This window comes from Streptomyces sp. NPDC046349, assembly GCF_055587885.1.
Genome location: NZ_JBVJFK010000009.1, coordinates 57,371 through 75,406, shown reverse-complemented (window position 1 = coordinate 75,406; position 18,036 = coordinate 57,371). Strand labels below are relative to the sequence as shown.

General features: G+C 74.0%; 17 protein-coding genes and 1 pseudogene. 13 read left to right on the top strand and 5 right to left on the bottom strand.

Translation table 11 applies throughout. From position 1 onward, the window contains the following. Window positions 1-70 precede the first annotated feature (70 nt). The 6 genes from ACZ6JS_RS21745 (at window position 71) to ACZ6JS_RS21720 (ending at window position 5,943) form a co-directional block, all read left to right on the top strand. Window positions 71-1,087: a LysR family transcriptional regulator gene (locus ACZ6JS_RS21745; RefSeq protein ID WP_469300055.1), complete on the top strand. Its 1,017-nt coding sequence runs from the start codon at window positions 71-73 to the stop codon at window positions 1,085-1,087. A gap of 73 nt (window positions 1,088-1,160) precedes the next feature. Further along, entirely contained in the window at window positions 1,161-2,246 is a 1,086-nt protein-coding gene (locus ACZ6JS_RS21740) for an S-(hydroxymethyl)mycothiol dehydrogenase (protein ID WP_136228152.1), read from the top strand. Between the two features lie 201 nt (window positions 2,247-2,447). Then, entirely contained in the window at window positions 2,448-3,752 is a 1,305-nt protein-coding gene (locus ACZ6JS_RS21735; RefSeq protein ID WP_469300531.1) for an alpha/beta fold hydrolase, read from the top strand. A gap of 194 nt (window positions 3,753-3,946) precedes the next feature. Then, entirely contained in the window at window positions 3,947-4,711 is a 765-nt protein-coding gene (locus ACZ6JS_RS21730) for a PIG-L deacetylase family protein (RefSeq protein WP_469300053.1), read from the top strand. A gap of 68 nt (window positions 4,712-4,779) precedes the next feature. Then, window positions 4,780-5,613, top strand: coding sequence for an enoyl-CoA hydratase/isomerase family protein (locus ACZ6JS_RS21725; RefSeq protein ID WP_469300051.1), 834 nt, complete (start codon window positions 4,780-4,782; stop codon window positions 5,611-5,613). 174 nt (window positions 5,614-5,787) lie between these two features. Then, entirely contained in the window at window positions 5,788-5,943 is a 156-nt protein-coding gene (locus ACZ6JS_RS21720) for a hypothetical protein (protein WP_469300049.1), read from the top strand. 75 nt (window positions 5,944-6,018) lie between these two features. Here the strand turns inward: ACZ6JS_RS21720 and ACZ6JS_RS21715 are convergent, their stop codons facing one another. Together ACZ6JS_RS21715 and ACZ6JS_RS21710 are read right to left on the bottom strand one after the other, a co-directional pair. Further along, the gene (locus tag ACZ6JS_RS21715; protein WP_469300048.1) at window positions 6,019-6,984 is read right to left on the bottom strand and encodes an SDR family oxidoreductase; all 966 of its coding nucleotides are present in this window, start codon (window positions 6,982-6,984) and stop codon (window positions 6,019-6,021) included. A 242-nt stretch (window positions 6,985-7,226) separates the two neighbouring features. Continuing rightward, window positions 7,227-8,252 carry a hypothetical protein gene (locus ACZ6JS_RS21710; protein ID WP_469300046.1) on the bottom strand — a complete coding sequence of 342 codons (1,026 nt, stop codon included), beginning with the start codon at window positions 8,250-8,252 and terminating at the stop codon, window positions 7,227-7,229. 304 nt (window positions 8,253-8,556) lie between these two features. Between ACZ6JS_RS21710 and ACZ6JS_RS21705 the strand changes: the two genes are divergently transcribed. The 6 genes and pseudogenes from ACZ6JS_RS21705 (at window position 8,557) to ACZ6JS_RS21680 (ending at window position 14,321) form a co-directional block, all read left to right on the top strand. Further along, complete coding sequence (locus ACZ6JS_RS21705; protein WP_469300044.1) at window positions 8,557-9,534, top strand: NADPH:quinone oxidoreductase family protein; 978 nt, start codon at window positions 8,557-8,559, stop codon at window positions 9,532-9,534. Then, the gene (locus tag ACZ6JS_RS21700; RefSeq protein ID WP_469300042.1) at window positions 9,531-10,724 is read left to right on the top strand and encodes an acyl-CoA dehydrogenase family protein; all 1,194 of its coding nucleotides are present in this window, start codon (window positions 9,531-9,533) and stop codon (window positions 10,722-10,724) included. The genes ACZ6JS_RS21705 and ACZ6JS_RS21700 overlap by 4 nt, the downstream gene beginning before the upstream one ends. Then, window positions 10,721-11,855: pseudogene (locus ACZ6JS_RS21695) on the top strand (acyl-CoA dehydrogenase family protein). Before ACZ6JS_RS21700 ends, ACZ6JS_RS21695 begins: the two are co-directional and overlap by 4 nt. Window positions 11,856-12,462: 607 nt before the next feature. After that, a complete protein-coding gene (locus tag ACZ6JS_RS21690; RefSeq protein ID WP_469300040.1) occupies window positions 12,463-13,002 on the top strand; it encodes a GNAT family N-acetyltransferase in 540 nt (179 codons plus the stop codon). 59 nt (window positions 13,003-13,061) lie between these two features. After that, entirely contained in the window at window positions 13,062-13,427 is a 366-nt protein-coding gene (locus tag ACZ6JS_RS21685) for a tyrosinase family oxidase copper chaperone (RefSeq protein ID WP_060178416.1), read from the top strand. A gap of 30 nt (window positions 13,428-13,457) precedes the next feature. Next, window positions 13,458-14,321, top strand: a complete 864-nt coding sequence (locus ACZ6JS_RS21680; RefSeq protein WP_469300529.1) for a tyrosinase family protein — start codon at window positions 13,458-13,460, stop codon at window positions 14,319-14,321. A 104-nt stretch (window positions 14,322-14,425) separates the two neighbouring features. Here ACZ6JS_RS21680 and ACZ6JS_RS21675 read toward each other — a convergent pair whose 3' ends face one another. Both ACZ6JS_RS21675 and ACZ6JS_RS21670 read right to left on the bottom strand, forming a co-directional pair. Next, a complete protein-coding gene (locus ACZ6JS_RS21675) occupies window positions 14,426-14,710 on the bottom strand; it encodes a chaplin (protein ID WP_030959631.1) in 285 nt (94 codons plus the stop codon). 95 nt (window positions 14,711-14,805) lie between these two features. Then, complete coding sequence (locus ACZ6JS_RS21670) at window positions 14,806-15,099, bottom strand: hypothetical protein (protein ID WP_469300038.1); 294 nt, start codon at window positions 15,097-15,099, stop codon at window positions 14,806-14,808. A gap of 125 nt (window positions 15,100-15,224) precedes the next feature. Between ACZ6JS_RS21670 and ACZ6JS_RS21665 the strand changes: the two genes are divergently transcribed. Continuing rightward, on the top strand, window positions 15,225-16,706 hold the full coding sequence (locus tag ACZ6JS_RS21665) for a carboxylesterase/lipase family protein (RefSeq protein WP_469300036.1): 1,482 nt from the start codon (window positions 15,225-15,227) through the stop codon (window positions 16,704-16,706). On the opposite strand, the gene ACZ6JS_RS21660 is transcribed toward ACZ6JS_RS21665, so the two are convergent. Beyond that, on the bottom strand, window positions 16,684-17,952 hold the full coding sequence (locus ACZ6JS_RS21660) for an alpha/beta hydrolase (RefSeq protein WP_469300034.1): 1,269 nt from the start codon (window positions 17,950-17,952) through the stop codon (window positions 16,684-16,686). The genes ACZ6JS_RS21665 and ACZ6JS_RS21660 overlap by 23 nt on opposite strands. Window positions 17,953-18,036 lie beyond the last annotated feature (84 nt).

The following is an 18,036-nucleotide window of genomic DNA, read 5'->3' as shown; positions in this document are numbered from 1 at the left end:
CCCATGAGCCTGGCCCGCCCCCAGCGCCGAATCCAGTTCACGTTTCTTGGGCAACACGTAAGCTGAGCCGATGCTCGATGTCCGGCGCCTGCGCCTGCTGCGTGAACTCGCCCGCCGCGGCACGATCGCCGCCGTGGCCGAGGCCCTCTCCTTCAGCCCTTCGGCGGTGTCCCAGCAGCTCGGCGTGCTGGAGCGGGAGGCCGGACTGCCCCTGCTGGAGCGCACCGGGCGGCGGGTCCGGCTCACCCCGGCCGGGCAGAACCTGGTCCGGCACGCCGAGGCCGTCCTGGAACTGCTGGAGCAGGCGGACGCCGACCTGGCCGAGGCCCGCGGGGGCCTCGCCGGAGCCCTGCGGATCGGCGCCTTCCCCACGGCCACGCGCGCCATCGTCCCCGCGGCCCTGGTGGCCCTCGCCCGCCGCCACCCGGCTCTGGAGCCGATGGTCTGCGAGACCGATCCGGCGGGGGTCGCCCACGCCCTTCGGGCCGGGGACCTGGACGTCGCCCTGGTCCACTCGTACGACTTCGTACCCGCCGAGCGCGAGCCGGGCCTGACCACCGAGCCCCTCTACGGCGAGGCGATGTACCTGGCGGAGCCCACGGGGGGAACGCCCCGGGCGGCCGAGAGGCCCGGGACACCCGGGGCGAGGGGGCCGGCCGGGGCGGAAGCCGGCCGTCCACCCGCCGGGGACCTCCCGCAGCCGCCCCCGGCGCCCGACCAGGGCGCGGTCCTGCGCGCACACGCCCGATCGCCCTGGATCACCGCCACACCGGGCACCCTCTGCCACACCATGACCGTGCGGGCCTGCCAGGCGGCCGGCTTCACGCCCCGCGTGCGCCACCAGGTGGACGAGTTCGCCACCGTGCTCGCGCTGGTCGCCGCCGGCCAGGGCGTGGCCGTCGTACCCCAGCTCGGGGTGGCCGGTCCCCCCGACCCGGCCGTGCACCTCACCCGGCTGGTGATGCAACGGCGTACCCGCCTGGCCTTCCGCAGCGGAGCCGGCACCCACCCGGCGGTGGCCGCCTTCGGCGCGGCCCTTCGCGCCGCCGTACCACCGGATCTGGCCGGGTCGCGCGCCGAAGCGTGACACAACTCCCTTACCGGGTGCCGTCCGTGTACGTTCGTTGATCCAGACCGAACCGATCAGAACGGGGTACGACGTGACGCATCGCGTACGAGGGGTCATCGCCCGGAGCAAGGGCGCACCGGTGGAGACGACGACGATCCTCGTGCCCGACCCGGGCCCGGGCGAGGCGCTCGTCCGGGTGCAGGCCTGCGGGGTCTGCCACACCGACCTGCACTACCGAGAAGGCGGGATCAACGACGAGTTCCCCTTCCTGCTCGGCCACGAGGCCGCCGGAATCGTCGAGTCCGTCGGGCCGGACGTCACCTCCGTCGCACCCGGCGACTTCGTCGTCCTCAACTGGCGTGCGGTCTGCGGCACCTGTCGGGCCTGCAGGCGCGGGCGCCCCTGGTACTGCTTCGCCACGCACAACGCCACCCAGCCCATGACGCTGGAGGACGGCACCCCCCTCTCCCCGGCGCTCGGGATCGGAGCCTTCGCCGAGAAGACCCTGGTCGCCGCCGGCCAGTGCACCAAGGTGGACCCGGCCGCCTCCCCGGCCGCGGCCGGACTGCTCGGCTGCGGCGTGATGGCCGGCCTCGGCGCCGCCCTCAACACCGGGAACGTCGGACGGGGCGACTCCGTCGCCGTCATCGGCTGCGGGGGAGTGGGCAACGCCGCCGTGGCGGGCGCCAGGCTGGCGGGCGCCTCGCGGATCATCGCGGTCGACCTGGACGACCGGAAGCTGGAATGGGCCCGCGGCCTCGGCGCCACGCACACCGTCAACGGCCGCACCGAGGACGTCGTCAAGGCCGTCCAGGCCCTGACCGGCGGCAACGGCGCCGACGTCGTCATCGACGCCGTGGGCCGTCCGGAGACCTACCAGCAGGCCTTCTACGCACGCGACCTCGCCGGGACCGTGGTTCTGGTCGGCGTGCCGACCCCGGAGATGAAGCTCGAGCTCCCGCTCCTGGACGTCTTCGGCCGCGGCGGCGCCCTGAAGTCCTCCTGGTACGGCGACTGCCTGCCCGAGCGGGACTTCCCCCTGCTGATCGACCTCTACCTGCAGGGCCGGCTCGACCTGGACGCGTTCGTCTCCGAGACCATCCCGCTCGACGGCGTCGAGGAGGCCTTCGCCCGGATGGAGCGCGGCGAAGTGCTCCGCTCGGTCGTCGAGTTCTGAAGCAGCTGCGGCCGGCCCGACGGCCCCACCACCGCCTTCCGTGCGACCCGGTCCGCCGCGGCCGCACGGAAGGCCGTCCGCGGTAAGGCCCCGCAGCCCTGTGCGCCCCGGACACTAGACTCGGGCGGACCGCCGCGCGCCCGTGCCCGACCCGGCCGGGCCGCGTACCTCCGTACCTACCCCTGGGGGCCGTCCGTGACCATCGTCCACAGCTACCGCCAGCCCGGCACGGTCCTCACCGACCACCGGTTCTCCGTCCCGCTGGACCACGCGCGCCCGGACGGGGAGCGGATCGAGCTGTACGGCCGGGAAGTGGTCGCCACCGGCAAGGACCCGGAGAGCCTGCCCTGGCTGCTGTACCTGGAGGGCGGGCCGGGCTTCGGCGCCCGCCGCTTCGTCGGCCGGCAGGCCTGGCTGGAGCGGGCCCTCCAGGACTACCGGGTGCTGCTCCTGGACCAGCGCGGCACCGGCCGTTCCACCCCCCTGAACCGGCAGACGCTGCCCCTGCGCGGCACTCCTGCCCGGCAGGCCGACCACCTCGCCCACTTCCGCGCCGACTCCATCGTGCGCGACGCCGAAGCGATCCGCCCCGGTCTCACCGGCGGCGCGCCCTGGACCGTACTGGGCCAGAGCTTCGGCGGGTTCTGCACGGTCCGGTACCTCTCCAGCGCGCCCGAGGGCCTCACCGCCGCCCTGATCACCGGCGGCCTGCCGGCGCTGACCGCCACCGCCGACGAGGTCTACCGGGCCGCCTACCCGCGCATCGAGCGCAAGAACGCGGCCCACTACGCCCGTTACCCCATGGACGTCGAGCGGGCCCGCCGGATCGCCGCCCATCTCGCGGACCAGCCGGCCGAGCTCCCCGGCGGCCACGTCCTGACGGTCGAGGCCTTCCAGTCCCTCGGCATCCTCCTCGGCGGCGGCGACGGCAGCCACCAGCTCCACTACCTGCTGGAGGACGCCTTTGTCCCGACCCCCGCCGGGCCGGCCCTCTCCGACGCCTTCCTGGAAAGCGCCCGCGGCCTCCTCTCCTTCGCCGGACACCCCCTCTACGCCCTGGTCCACGAGGCGATCTACGCCCAGGACCCGGCCGCGCCCACGGCCTGGGCCGCCGAGCGCGTCCGGGCGGAGCACCCCCGCTTCGACGCCCGCAAGGCGCTCACGGGCGACGAGCCCGTGCTCTTCACCGGCGAGACCATCCACCCCTGGCACTTCACCACCGACCCGGCCCTCTCCCCGCTGCGCGAGACCGCCGATCTGCTGGCCGCCCGTACGGGCTGGCAGCCGCTCTACGACCCGGAGCGGCTGGCGGCCAACGAGGTGCCGGTGGCTGCCGCGGTCTACCACGACGACATGTACGTGGACGTGGAGGACTCGCTGCGCACGGCCCGCGCCATCCGGGGGCTGCGGACCTGGGTGACGGACGAGTTCGAGCACGACGGCCTGCGCGCGGGCGGCCCCCGCGTACTGGACCGGCTGCTGGCCCTCGTGAACGACGCGGTGTGACCGGCGCGCACGTCGAGGTGTGACGTGCGAGGACGCCGACGCCCGCCGCGCCGGCGGCGAGGGGGCGGCCCGGGGGCCGGTCCGCGCCCTCGCCGACAACGGTCGCGCTCGCCGCCCGGCTGCGCGGCATGCAGGCGTCAGCGGTGGCCCGTACGTCCCGGCCCGTGACGGTCCGTTCGCCTATTGTGCGACGCATGACCGAACCACGTGATCAGCAGGCCCCCTTGGAGCCCATGCCCACCGACTGGCAGCGCGCCCTCGCCGTCGTCGCCCACCCGGACGACCTGGAGTACGGGTGCGCGGCCGCCATCGCGGACTGGACGGACGGCGGGCGGGAGGTGGTATACCTCCTGGCCACCCGCGGCGAGGCGGGCATCGACTCCCTCGCCCCCGCCGACTGCGCCCCGCTGCGCGAAGCGGAGCAGCGCGCGAGCGCCGCCGTGGTCGGGGTGTCCGCGGTGGAGTTCCTGGACCACCGCGACGGGGTCGTCGAGTACGGACTCGGCCTGCGCCGGGACATCGCGGCGGCCATCCGCCGGCACCGCCCCGAACTGGTCATCACCCTCAACCACCGTGACACGTGGGGCGGGGAGCAGGGCGGCGGCTACTGGAACACCCCCGATCACAAGGCCGTCGGCAGGGCCACCCTGGACGCCGCCGCCGACGCGGGCAACCGGTGGATCTTCCCGGAGCTCATCTCCGAACAGGGCCTGGAGCCGTGGAACGGGGTCCGCTGGGTGGCGGTGGCCGGGACCAGCACGCCCACGCACGCGGCCGACGCCGGTCCGGGCCTGGAGCGGTCGGTGCTCTCCCTGATGGAGCACAAGGCCTACATCGAGGCGCTGACGGGCCAGGACCCCGAGGAATACGTCCGTACGTTCCTCACCGGCAACGCCGAGGGGGTGGCGGCGCGGTTCGGCGGCCGCCCGGCGGTCGCGTTCGAGGTCTTCCCCCGCTGACCCTCCACCCGTACTCTGACGGACCGTCAAATGATGGGCATTCGTCGGGGCCGGGGGTGCGGGACAAGGTGATCGACACCATCTCCACGGAGATCGCGGAGGGCGAGGAGCGGGTCCGCCTGGAGGTCGCGGACGGCGTGGCGGTCCTCACCCTCTGCCGCCCGGACAAACTCAACGGCTGGAGCTGGGAGTCCAGCCGGCAGCTCGGCCTGCTCGCTGACCGGATCCGCTTCGACCCCTCGGTGCGGGCCGTGCTGCTGCGGGCGGAGGGCCGGGCGTTCTGCGCGGGCATCGACGTGACGGCCCCGGGCGGCGGCATCACCGGCGGGTCCGCCTCCGAACGCACCCGCAACTACTGCGAGGGCATCCGCTGGGCCCACGAGCGGTTCGCGGTCCTCGCCCGGCTTCCGCAGCCGGTGGTGGCCGCCGTCCAGGGCTACTGCCTCGGCTTCGGCTTCGAGCTGGCCCTGATGGCCGACATCCGGGTGGCGGCGCGGGACGCCGTCTTCGCCCTGCCCGAGGCCCGGCTGGGCGTCGCGGTCGACGCGGGCGGCGACCTGCGCATCGCCCGCGAGGCGGGCGCGGGCTGGGCGAAGCTGCTGGCGCTGACGGGCCGCCGCATCGACGCGGCGACCGCCGAGCGGCTCAACCTCGTCCAACTCGTCGTGGAGGCTGATGCGTTGGCGACTTCCTCCCGCGCCCTGGCGGAGGAGATCGCCGCCAACGCCCCCCTCGCGGTGCAGGGCATCAAGCGCGCAATCGACGCCTACGCCGACGCGGCCCTCCCCGCTGCCCTCGACCGGGTGGCGATGACCGCGGCCCTCACGCTGGCCTCGGACGACGCCCGCGAGGGATACGGCGCCCAGGCCGACGGCCGGCCACCCCGCTTCACCGGGGGCTGACCGCAGGAGGCCGCCGGCCCACGTCGCCGTCGTCGGACAGGGCCGCGGCGATGGCGCCGCCACCGGCCTCGGGGAGCCGGACCGGCGACGAGCGCCGGTGCACGCGGTAGGGAACGGCCTCGACGCGCCCAGGAGCGGCAAGCGTGGCCCGGGGAGCCCGACCACCGGGTGCCGGTGCCCCGTACGCCGACCGCGCCGCCGACCCCCGTGGTCCCCGCGCTCGCCGCCGACGGGGCCCTGGACTCTTCCGGCCGGACGGCCGCGACCGCCCGGCTGGTGTCCGCGATCCCGGGCGTCGGCGAGGACGCTGTTGCGGCCACGGCCCACTGACCGGACCCGGAGGTCCCGGACCGGTTCGCCGACGCACTCTCAGCGTTCCCGGGCGCGCGGCCCGACTGGGGCAGCTCAGTCTCCCGGGCGCGGGGTCCCGGGGATGCCGGGCGACGGCGGGACGGCCGGGTGGGGCTCGCCCGGCCCGGCGGCGAAGGGGCCGCGTCCCAGCTGCTCGCGTACCGGGACCACCTCGGGGCTGACCACCGTCCGGCGCTGCCAGTTGGCCCCGTCGACGACCAGGGTGTGCCCGGTGACGAACCTGGCGTACGGCGAGGCCAGGAACGTCGCCGCCCAGCCCAGTTCGCGCGGCACCCCGACCCGCAACGCCGGCTGCCGGGCGTCCTTGGGGCCGGGGGCGCCGCGCTCCAGCCCGCCGCGGATGTCCGCCGTCATGTCGGCGTGCGGGAACAGGCCCGGGACGAGCCCGTTGATCTGGATGCCGTACGGCCCCCACTCCACGGCGAGGGTCTCCACGAGGTTCTTCACCCCCGCCTTGGCGGCGGCGCTGTGGGCGAAGCCCGGCCCGCCCGTCCAGGCGTACGAGGCGCCGATGTTGACGATCGACCCGGGGGTGCCCGCCGCGAGGTGGCGGCAGCCGAACTCGCGGGTCATGAACCACGTGCCGGTCAGGGTGATGTCCACGACCGCCCGCCAGGCGTTCGGGGAGAGGTCCTCCGCCGGGGAGGGGAAATTGGCGGCCGCGTTGTTCACCAGTACGTCCGGCAACCCGAGCGCCGCCTGCGCCGCGTCGAAGACCTCCGCGACCCGCTCGGGGTCGCGGATGTCGCAGACGGCGGCGGTCACCCGGCCCGCACCCGGTACGGCGGCCAGCTCGTCCTGCGCCGCCTTGAGCTGCTCGGGACGCCGGCCCGCGATCAGCAGGTCGGCGCCGAGCCGTGCGAACTCGGCCGCCACGGCCTTGCCCAGACCGGTGCCGCCGCCGGTCACGAGGACCACCTGCCCCCCGTAGGTACCGGGGGGCAGGGCGGCGGCACCGAGGGGCGGTGGCGCGGGCAGGCCGCGCTGAGGGTTCTCCATCCGCCCATCGATAGCGCGCGGACGCTCAGATCACCATCCCCGGGAGGCCCGCGCCCCAGGGCCCCCTTACAGGCCTTGCCGGGCTCGCGACGCCCGGCACCGCACCGCACCGCGCCCCGCCGCGTTGCTCGTCCGTCGCCGATGCTCCGCACGGGCTTCCTCCTCCGCCACGCGGTGCACGGCACCGGACCCGCTCCCCGATCCGGCCTGATCCGAAAGATCCTGATCCGGAAGATACGGAACTAGCTGCCCGGGTTGTACGCCTGCTTGGTGGCGCAGGTCCAGATCACGGGCTTGAGCCTGCCCTTCGCGTTCACGGCCGCTCCGCCGACCCGGTCGGCGTCGGACACCGCGTCGGCCATGCTCGCCCCGCCCGCGGCCAGCCGCGGCAGGGCCTTGACCGGGCCGGAACCGGCCCGCAGCAGCGCCTGGTCCGGCAGGGCCATCTCGTCCGGGTGGAACTTGGCGGTGCCGACGCTGACGTTCGTGGTCGGGCTGATCGCCTCCAACGTGGCGTACGGGTGCGAGGCCAGCCCCCCGGGGGTGGTGCCGGGGCCGCCGACCGGGGGCTCCCAGACCCACGTCCGGTACTCGTGCCACGGACCCGCCCAGTCGTAGCCGACGATCCGGCCGCTCTCGTCGAGGTCCTGGACGTAGCTGTCGTTCATCGTGGGATCCAGCAGCCGGGCGGCGCTGCCGTCCCCCGGCCACAGCACCGGGTGGGTGCCCTCCAGGTGCGCGCCGGTCTCGGGGACCTCGTAGTCCTGCGTCGCCATGCCGAGGATGTCGCCCCGGTTGTTGATGCCGGTGACCATCGTGATCCGGGTCCCCGGGCCGGCTTCGGCCGGGACGGGCAGTTCACGGACCTTCCGGCCGTCCTTCCAGACGGTCCCGGGCCCGCTGTCGGCGCGGGACACCACGTACCCGGCGTCGTTGACGTCGGCCTCGAGGTCGTGGCCGTAGCCGTCCGGCAGCCGGGTGATCGCCGCGGCGCCCACCTGATAGGTGAACAGGGAGGCGCCGGCGGAATCGTGGAGGACGCCCACCATCAGTCCGTGCGCGTTGACGGCGATCACCCGGCCCGACGCGTTCGGGTCGGTGAGCGGGACCCGGTGCACCGCGGTGCCGGTCCAGTACACGGGCCTGTGGCCCGAGACGCCGACCGCGAGGTCGCCCGCTCCGAAGTCGAAGACGCCCTGGCTCTGCTGCATGTCGCGCACGTACGACTCGTCCCCGATCGAGCCGAGACCTGGATCTTCGGCGCGCATTGAGCGTCGGTCGACGCGGCGGCCGGGCCGGCCGCGCTGACCAGGCCGGCCAGAACGACGGCGGCTGCAGCTGCGGGCAGGCTTCTTCTCATGTGGTGGTCCCCCCTGGACAGGTGCTGTTCCCCGTTGAGTCATGACACGTGCACGCCACATGTTGCCTGATCTTGAGGCGGATGTGGCCTGAATGGCGCGTGTCGGTACCGGATCGGAGGGCCTTCCTGTCGGCCGACGGTTCACAGAGGGGCAAGCGACCGCTTAGTATGCGCGCGGAACGTGATTCCTCGACGGCGGCTGGAGGCCCCGGATGCAGGCATGGCGAGTACATACCCCCGGAGAGCCCCGAGAGGCCCTGCGCCTCGAGGAGATTCCCCAACCGCTCCCGGGCGAGGGCGAGGTGCGGCTGCGGGTGCTCGCGGCGAACCTCAACTTCCCCGACGCGCTGCTCGTCCGCGGCCAGTACCAGATCCGCCCGCCGCTGCCCTTCACCCCCGGTGTCGAGATCTGCGGCCTCACCGACGACGGCCGGCGCGTCATCGCCACCCCGAGCCTGCCCCACGGCGGCTTCGCCGAGTACGTGATCGCGTCCGAGCGGGCCCTGCTCCCGGCCCCCGAGAGCCTCGACGACGCCGAGGCCGCAGCCCTGCACATCGGCTACCAGACCGGCTGGTTCGGTCTGCACCGCCGGGCGCGCCTCCAGCCGGGCGAGACCCTGCTCGTGCACGCTGCCGCAGGCGGGGTCGGAAGCGCGGCAGTCCAGCTCGGCAAGGCCGCCGGAGCCACCGTCATCGGGGTCGTCGGAGGCAAGGCCAAGGTGCGTACCGCCGAGGAGCTCGGCTGCGATCTGGTGATCGACCGTACGAGCGAGGACGTCGTCGCCCGGGTCAAGGAGTTCACCGGCGGACGCGGCGCCGACGTGGTCTACGACCCCGTCGGCGGCGACTCGTACACCGCCTCCGCCAAGTGTGTGGCCTTCGAGGGCCGGATCGTCGTGGTCGGCTTCGCGAGCGGCGACATCCCCGCCCCCGCCCTCAACCACGCCCTCATCAAGAATTATGCGATCCTCGGCCTGCACTGGGGCCTCTACGCGGCCAAGGACCCGGCCGCGATCCTCGCCTGCCACACCGAACTCACCCGCCTCGCCGCCGAAGGCGCAGTCAAGCCCCTGATCAGCGAGCTCGTCGCACTCCCGGGCGTCGCCGACGCCGTGCAGCGCCTCGCCGACGGCACCACCACCGGCCGGGTGGTCCTGGCCGTGCCCCGAGAGCCGGGTGCGGCCCGATGACAGCGATCACCGCCGACCAACTGCTCACACGGGTCCGGGACCTGCTCGCCGGGCATCCGCCCGCGTCCACACCCCGCGACGACTTCCTCCGCGCCCGCTTCGATGCCGGACTCGCCTGGGTGCACTACCCCGAGGGCCTCGGCGGACTCGGCGCGCCCCGTTCCCTCCAAGCCGCCGTCGACGCCGAACTGGAGGCCGCCGGCGCCCCCGACAACGACCCGCGCCGGATCGGTATCGGCCTCGGCATGGCCGCGCCCACGATCCTCGCGTACGGCACCGAAGAGCAGAAGCGGCGCTTCCTGCGCCCCCTGTGGGTGGGCGAGGAGGTCTGGTGCCAGCTCTTCAGCGAGCCCGGCGCCGGATCCGACCTCGCCGCGCTCGCCACCCGCGCCGTCCTCGACGAGGCCGCCGGCGAGTGGACGGTCGACGGCCAGAAGGTCTGGACGTCCAGCGCCCACAACGCCCGCTGGGGCATCCTCGTCGCCCGCACCGACCCGACCCTGCCCAAGCACCAGGGCATCACCTACTTCCTCTGCGACATGCGCGACCCCGGCGTCGAGGTCCGGCCACTGCGCCAGATCACCGGCGAGGCCGAGTTCAACGAGGTCTTCCTCACCGGCGTCCGCATCCCCGACACCCACCGCCTCGGCGCCGTCGGCGAGGGCTGGGCGGTCGCCCGCACCACCCTGATGAACGAGCGCGTCTCCATCGGCGGTATGCGCATCGCCCGCGAGGGCGGCATGATCGCCCCCGTCGCCGCGGCCTGGCGCGAACGCCCCGAACTGCGCACCCACGCCCTCCACCAGCGGCTGCTGGAACTGTGGGTCGAGGCCGAGGTCGCCCGCCTCACCGGCGAGCGGCTGCGCCAGCAGCTCGCCGCCGGCCAGCCGGGCCCCGAAGGCTCCGGCATGAAGCTGACCTTCGCCCGGCTCAACCAGGAGATCAGCGGTCTGGAGGTCGAACTCCTCGGCGAGGAAGGCCTCCTGTACCAGGACTGGACCATGCGCCGCCCCGAACTGGTCGACTTCACCGGCCGCGACGCCGGCTACCGCTACCTGCGCGCCAAGGGCAACAGCATCGAGGGCGGCACGAGCGAAATCCTCCTCAACATCGTCGCCGAACGCGTCCTCGGCCTGCCGACCGAGCCGCGCGACGACAAGGACCTCGCGTGGAAGGACCTGTCCCGATGACCGCACCGGCACCGGCCGCAGCGCCCGCGGCCCCGGCCGACCTCCTCTACTCCCAGGCCGAGGAGGAACTGCGCGCCGCCGTACGCTCGCTCCTCGCCGACCGGTGCGACGCCACGGCTGTACTCGCCCGGGCCGAGACGGCCCTGCCGCACGACCCGGACCTGTGGCGCACCCTCGCCGTCGAGATCGGCACGGCGGGGCTCCTCGTACCCGAGAAGCTCGGGGGACAGGGCGCGGGGCACCGCGAGGCCGCCGTGGTGATGGAGGAGCTGGGCCGGGCCGTGGCGCCCGTCCCGTACCTCACGAGCGCCGTGCTCGCCACGGAGATCCTGCTCGCCTGCGACACAGCCGAAGCCACCACGCTGCTGGCGGAACTCGCCTCGGGCCGCACCGTCTGCGCCCCGGCCGTGCCGCTGACCCTCGCCCCCCGGCGCCCGCCTGCCGGCGCCCGTACGCGACTTCGGCGGGGGGACCCTGACCGGCACGGTCACTGCCGTGGCGGACGCGGTGGCCGCCGACGTACTGCTCGTCCTGGCCGACACCGGGCTGTACGCGGTTCGCGCAGGGGAAGCCCGCGTCACCCCGCTCGTACCCCTGGACCTGACCCGCCCGCTCGCCACCGTCACCCTGGAGGCGGCCCCCGGCGTCCGCCTCGCCGACCCGGCCACGGCCCGGGCGGCCGTCGCCGGAGCGCTGCTCTCCGCGGCGGGACTGCTCGCCTCCGAACAGGTCGGGCTGGCCGAGTGGTGCCTGACCGAGACCGTGGGACACGTCAAGGGCCGCTACCAGTTCAACCGACCCGTCGGCTCCTTCCAGGCCCTCAAGCACCGCCTGGCGAGGCTCTGGCTGGACGTGGCCTCCGCCCGGGCGGCGGCCAGGGCCGCCGCCGACGCCCTCGCCACCGGAGCCCCCGACACGCCCCTCGCCGTCGCCGTCGCCCAGGCCCACTGCTCGGGGGTGGCCGTCCGCGCCGCCGAGGAATGCGTCCAGCTCCACGGAGGCATCGGCATGACGTGGGAACACCCGGCCCACCTCTACCTCAAGCGGGCCAAGGCCGACTCCCTCGCCCTCGGCACGGCCGGTCACCACCGCGGCCTGGTCGCCGACTTCGCGGAACTCCCGGCGCCTTAGGGGCCTTCTCTCGGATCAGGCCGGATCAGGGTGCGGCGTGCGGCGCGGATCGCACGGCGGAGGAGGAGGTCCCCGCGGAGCGTCGGCGGCCGACGACCACGCGGCCGGGTGCGGTGCGGTGCCGGGCGCCACGACCCCGCAGGTTCCGGAAGAAGGCCCTGGGGTCTCCGGCGGTCGGCCGGCCCGGTGCCTGCCGTCGCGCCGTACCGCAAGACGGCAACGGCTCCGGCGGTCGGCCGCTCAGAAACGGCTCGCCGCCGAACTGCACGCCCGGCACGTGACCGACACCCACAGCGGACACGGGATCGCCGTGGAGCAGCCCCGCGCCGTGGCGGACGCCGTGCGCGACGTGGTCGACCGGGTGCGGGGCGAAACGCAGGGGCAAGGGCGCTGACAGGGCCGCCCCGGCCGCCGGGAGCCGGCGTGGTGCGCCTTCGGCCGAGCCCACCTCGGCCTGCACGCGACCGGCGTCCCACGACCGGCGTCCCGGCCACCGTCGACATCCCCGTCCCCGGCCCGGTCCTCGCGCTGCGGATGGCCGCGATCGTCCGCGACCTGCACCTGCCCCGCCTGCGGCACGTCCCCGACCGATCCCTATGCTCACCGCATGACCGCCGTCATCGCAGCGCTGTCCGCGACCGCGCTGCGCACCCACCGTGACGAACTCGCAGCCCTCCTGCACGCCGTGGTCCGCGACGGCTCCTCGCTCGGCTTCCTCGAGGGCCTCGACCACACGGCCGCCGCCGCCTGGTGGGACTCCCTGCTGCCCGCCGTCGAGGACGGCTCCCTCGCCGTGTGGGTATCCCGCACCGGTGCCGACGGCCCCATCGACGGCACCGTCAGCTGGTACCGCGAATCCAAGCCCAACGGCCGCCACCGCGCCGAGCTGCGCAAGCTCATGGTCCACCCGGCCGCCCGGGGCCGCGGCACCGCCCGCGCCCTCCTCGCGCACGCCGAGACCGAGGCCGTCCGCGCCGGGGTGCTGCTGCTGTTCCTGGACACCGAGACCGGCAGCGGCGCGGAGCACGTCTACCGCTCCGCGGGCTGGACGGAGGCCGGCACCATCCCCGACTACGCCACCGACCCGGCGGGCCGGCTGCACCCGACGACCCTCTTCTACAAGCAGCTCCGCGGCGCCCACCGGTGACCTCGCCCGCCGCGCGGCGTTAGACCCGTAGCCGCCGGCCACCGATCGAGGGAGACCGCATGTCCGCAGCAGCCGCCGCACCCCTGACCCGACGCGCGCTGCTGCGCGCGGCGTTCACCGCGGCCGTGCTGGCCGGTACGGGCGCGGCCCTGGCCCCGGTGCTGCGCGCCCGCCGGCCCCGGCAGACCCTCACCCCGGCGCCGCTGGCCGAGGAGGAGACGTACCGCGGCCGGCACATCGCCGTGGACGCCGCCGGGGTCCGCATCGACGGCCGCCCGCTGCACGTCATGCGCCGGGCCGACGGCAGCTACCTGAGCGGCATCAACCACTTCCAGTCCTATCCGACCCCACTGGAACTGGCCCGGGCCGCCGTCGACGAACTGGGCACGACCCAGCTGGCGTTCGCTGCTCCGCACCACGGCTGACAGACCCACGGGAACGGGAGGATGCACGCGTTGCACGTCCGGCAGAACCAGAAGAACCTCACCAGCGCCCAGAAGAAGCGGTTCACCGCGGCCGTACTGGAGCTGAAGCGCAGCGGCGCCTACGACGCCCTGGTGCGCACCCATGACAAGTACTTCGTGCCCGACCGCGACCGCAAGCTGCGCGTCGGGCACATGTCGCCGTCCTTCTTCCCGTGGCACCGGCTCTATCTGCTGGAGTTCGAGAAGCAGTTGCAGCAGATCGACCCGCGCGTCTCCGTCCCGTACTGGGACTGGACCACCGACACCAGCCCGGTCTCCTCGCTCTGGGCGGACGACTTCCTCGGCGGCACCGGCCGCTCGACCGACCGCAAGGTGATGACCGGGCCGTTCGCCTACGACAGGGGCAACTGGACGGTGACCGTGGGCATCACGGAGTCCGCGTTCCTCACCCGCAACCTGGGCAGGCCGCAGAATCCGATCGCCCTGCCCACCCCGGCCGAACTCCAGTGGGCGATCGACGACCCGGTCTACGACGTCTCGCCGTGGGACTCCACCGCCACGGCGGGCGGGTTCCGCAACAAGCTGGAGGGCTGGGCGGCCCCCAGGAGCGAGCGGTGGCGCAACCACAACAAGGTCCACCAGTGGATCGGCGGCCACATGACAGGGGGTACGGCGCCCAACGACCCGGCGTTCTGGCTGCACCACGCCTTCGTCGACCTCGTCTGGGACCGCTGGCAGCGCAAGCACCCCCGCTCCGGCTACCTGCCCGCGGCGCCCCTGGCCCTCGGTGACCTCCAGCGCGGCCGGGTGATCGCCCTTGACGAGCCGATGCCTCCCTGGGACGTCACCCCGCGCGAGGTGCTCGACCACCAGGGTCTGTACCGCTACGAATGACCCGCCCGCGAGGGCGCGGTGAGCGGCGGGGGGGGCAGGGCAGCAGGGCACACGGGAAGGGCCCCCGCCGCGCCGCGGTGGGGGCCCTTCGGTCGAGCAGGCGATCAGTGGCCGTAGCCGGCACCCTCGGTGTGGTGGTCGCCGCCGCCCGACGCGTTGACGCAGGTGTTGCCGAACGCGGGGTTGAGCAGGCCGATCACGTTCACGGTGTTGCCGCAGACGTTGACCGGGACGTGCACCGGGACCTGGAGCAGGTTGCCCGACAGGACACCGGGGGAGCCGACCGCCGCACCGTGCGCTCCGGCATCGGCGACAGCCAGACCCGCACCGGCGACCACGGCGCTACCGGTGACAGCGGTGATGGCGAATGCCTTCGCGATACGCGACATCAAGATCTCCTCGTGAGATATGGGGCGCCACAGAATCTGTGGCATTTGACATGGCATACAACGCGAGGAGAGCCGAGGGGTCACGGCCCCTGCGCCTACCCGGTGACGGGAAAGGCGACGGAGGCGAAAGGGGGCCGGACCTGAGTGATCTCCCCGGGGCGCAGCACCCCGACGACCCGGCCCGTGCAGCGGGGCCCCTGGTACAGGGTCGCCGAGCCGCGGGTCGCGTTGGTGACCGCACGGCCGCCGCCGCCCTCCGCGGCCGCACAGCCCCGCGGCGCGGTGAGCCCGTGGACCCGGTCGTCCTGGCCGACGTACTGGAAATCCGGCCCCGCGGCGTGGGCCGGACCGGCGACGCACGAGATGCCCGCCAGCAGAAGGACGGGCACAGTGTGGTGGATACGCAGGATTCGCATGCCCGTGCAACCGGGCCGGTCCCCGGACCGGTCACGCCTTGTCACCCTTCGGACGGCTGTGCGACCGTGCGGGACCGGTACCAGCAGCAGGAGGACGGATGAGTGCAGAGGACGTCGTCGCCGGCGTCGGCCGGCCGCGGGTCGTGACCGGGGCCGGCGTGGTCGAGGGACGTACCGGGGCCGACGGGATCTCCGTCTTCCTGGGCATCCCCTACGCGGCCCCGCCCGTCGGCGCCCTCCGCCTGGCACCACCCGCGGCCCCCGCCGCCTGGGACGGCGTGCGCGAGGCCACCGCCTTCGGGCCGACCGCACCCAAGGTGCCCTACCCGCCCACGTTCGCGGCCCTGCTGCCCGACCCGGCGATCCCCGGCGACGACTGCCTGAACGTGAACGTGTGGACCCCCGAGCCGGCTGACGGGGCCGGCCTGCCGGTCATGGTGTGGATCCACGGCGGGGCGCACACCCGCGGCTCCTCGGCCGTGCCCGTCTACAACGGCTCCGCCTTCGCCCGCGACGGCGTCGTGCTCGTCTCCTTCAACTTCCGCCTCGGCGTCCTCGGGTACGGGCTCTTCCCCGACGCGCCCGCCAACCGCGGCCTCCTGGACCAGATCGCCGCCCTCGAATGGGTCCGCGACAACATCGCGGCCTTCGGCGGAGACCCGGCCCGCGTCACCCTCTTCGGCGAATCCGCCGGAGCCATCAGCATCGGCGCCCTCCTGGCCGCGCCCCGCGCGGCCGGACTCTTCCGGCGGGCGGTCCTGCAGAGCGGAGCCCCCGAGGCCCTGCCCCGCCCCCGGGTGCGGGCCATGGTCCGGCGGATGGCCTCGCTGCTGAAGGTGGAGGCCACCGCCGCGGCCTTCACGGCCGTCTCCCTGCCCGACCTGATGGCGGCCCAGGCGGCCGTCCTGCGCAGATCGGGCCCCCTCCTCGGAGGACCCGCCTTCGGCCTGGTCGTCGACCCGGAGACGCTGCCCGTCGACCCCCTCGACGCCCTGACCGCCGACGAGGACCCCGCTTCCGCTGCGGTGCCCCTGCTGTTCGGCTGGACCACCGACGAGTACCGGCTCTGGCTGGCCCCCACCGGCGGCATGCGGCTGCTGGACCGGATGGGGCCGCTCGCCGTGGCACTGGCCCGGACCCGGACCGGCAAGGACCGGGCCGCCGTGGCGGCGCTGCGCACCGCCCTGCCCGCGGCCGGTCCTGCCGAGCTCGCCGGTCAGCTGTTCACCGACCTGCTGCTGCGCGATCCGCTGCGCAGGCTCGCCGGGGCCCGGCGGGAGGCGCCGAGCTTCCTGTACGAGTTCGCCTGGTGTTCGGGCGTCCCGGGGCTCGGCGCCTGCCACGCCCTGGAGCTGGGCTTCGTGTTCGACACCCTGTCCGTGCCCGAGGCCGGGTGGCTGGCCGGCCGGGACGCCCCGCAGGAGCTGGCCGACGAGATGCACGGCGCGTGGGTGCGGTTCGCGACGACGGGCGAACCGGGCTGGGCGCCCTGGAACGGCTCAGGCCCGCCGAAAGTGTTCGGCGGGCCTGAGCTGGAGCGGACGCAGGAGCCGCAGGTTACTCGACCGGTCCTTCCATGACCTTGCTGATGTACTGGATCGGACCCTCGCCCATGTTCGGGACGTAGGTCTTCGCGTTGTGCCGGCCGCCCGGGATCACCCGCAGGCTGGTGTGCACGGGCCCCTTGTTGCCGAAGGTGGCGACGAACTTCTGCACGTCCGGCAGGGTCTTCTTGTTGTTCTCGTTGTCGCCGACCTGGAAGGCGATGTAGACGTCCGGGCCCTTGGCGTCGATGAGCTGCTTGGCCAGCAGCTCCGGGTTGTTCTCGGCCTTCTCCTTGTCGTGGCCCTTCCACAGGGAGGAGTCCGGGACGATGTCCGGGCCGGAGGCGATCACGGCCTTGAACTTGTCCGGGTGCTTCAGCACGGCCTTCATGCCCGCGAAGCCGCCGGTCGAGGAGCCCATGAACGCCCAGCCGTCACGTGACTTCACCGTGCGGAAGTTCGCTTTCATCAGGTCCGGGACGTCCTCGGTCAGCCACGTGCCCATCTTCGGCTGGCCGGGGATGTCGGAGCCGTCCCAGTAGACGCCCTTGTCGTCCGGGCCGGGGTTGAGCACCGGCATGGCCAGCAGGAAGGGCTTGCTCTTCCCCTCCGCGTACCACTTGCTGATGCTGGTCTGGAGGCCGAGGTCGGTGCCCATCCAGTAATTGTTCGGGTAACCGGCGCCGCCCGGGAGGGCGATCATGACAGGGAAGCCGCTCTTGGCGAACTTCGGGTCGTTGTACTCCTTGGGGGCCCAGACCCAGACCTTGCCCTTGAATCCCGACTTCTTGCCGTCCAGGGTGGTCACGGCCACATGCGTGCCGTCGGCCAGTGTCATCGAGTTCTTGAACTCGGCCGTCGGCCCGGTCGGCATGAGCATCTTGGAGTTCGCCGGCTGCGGGCTCCCCGCGCCGCCCTGGCCGGAGCCCTTGCCGCCCGCGTCCTGCCCGAAGGACACCGCCGAGCCCTTGTCGGTGAAGGGGGGTATCTCGTAGTGGGCCATGACGCCGGCGGCTATGCCCGCGAGCGCGAGGACCGACACCACGGCGATCAGCCGGCCCCGGCCTTTGCGGCGCGGGGGGTCGGGCTGCTCCTGCTCCCACTGGTCCTGCGGCTGCTGGCCGTACGACGGGCTCTGCCCGCCGTACTGCTCCGCGTACGGGGACTGTCCGTGCGGCTGCTGCCCGTACGGCCGGCCGTACGGGTCGCCGTAGGGCGGCTGCGGGCTCTGTCCCTCCGGCCGGTAAGGCTGGTGCTGCTGCCCCTCGGGTGCGTACGACATGTGCGGTGGCTCTCCGGCTGGTGCTGCCCCCAGGGGGGCGGGTGGTCCGACGTCTCGGTTCTTCCGTTCGGAAGATGAACGAAA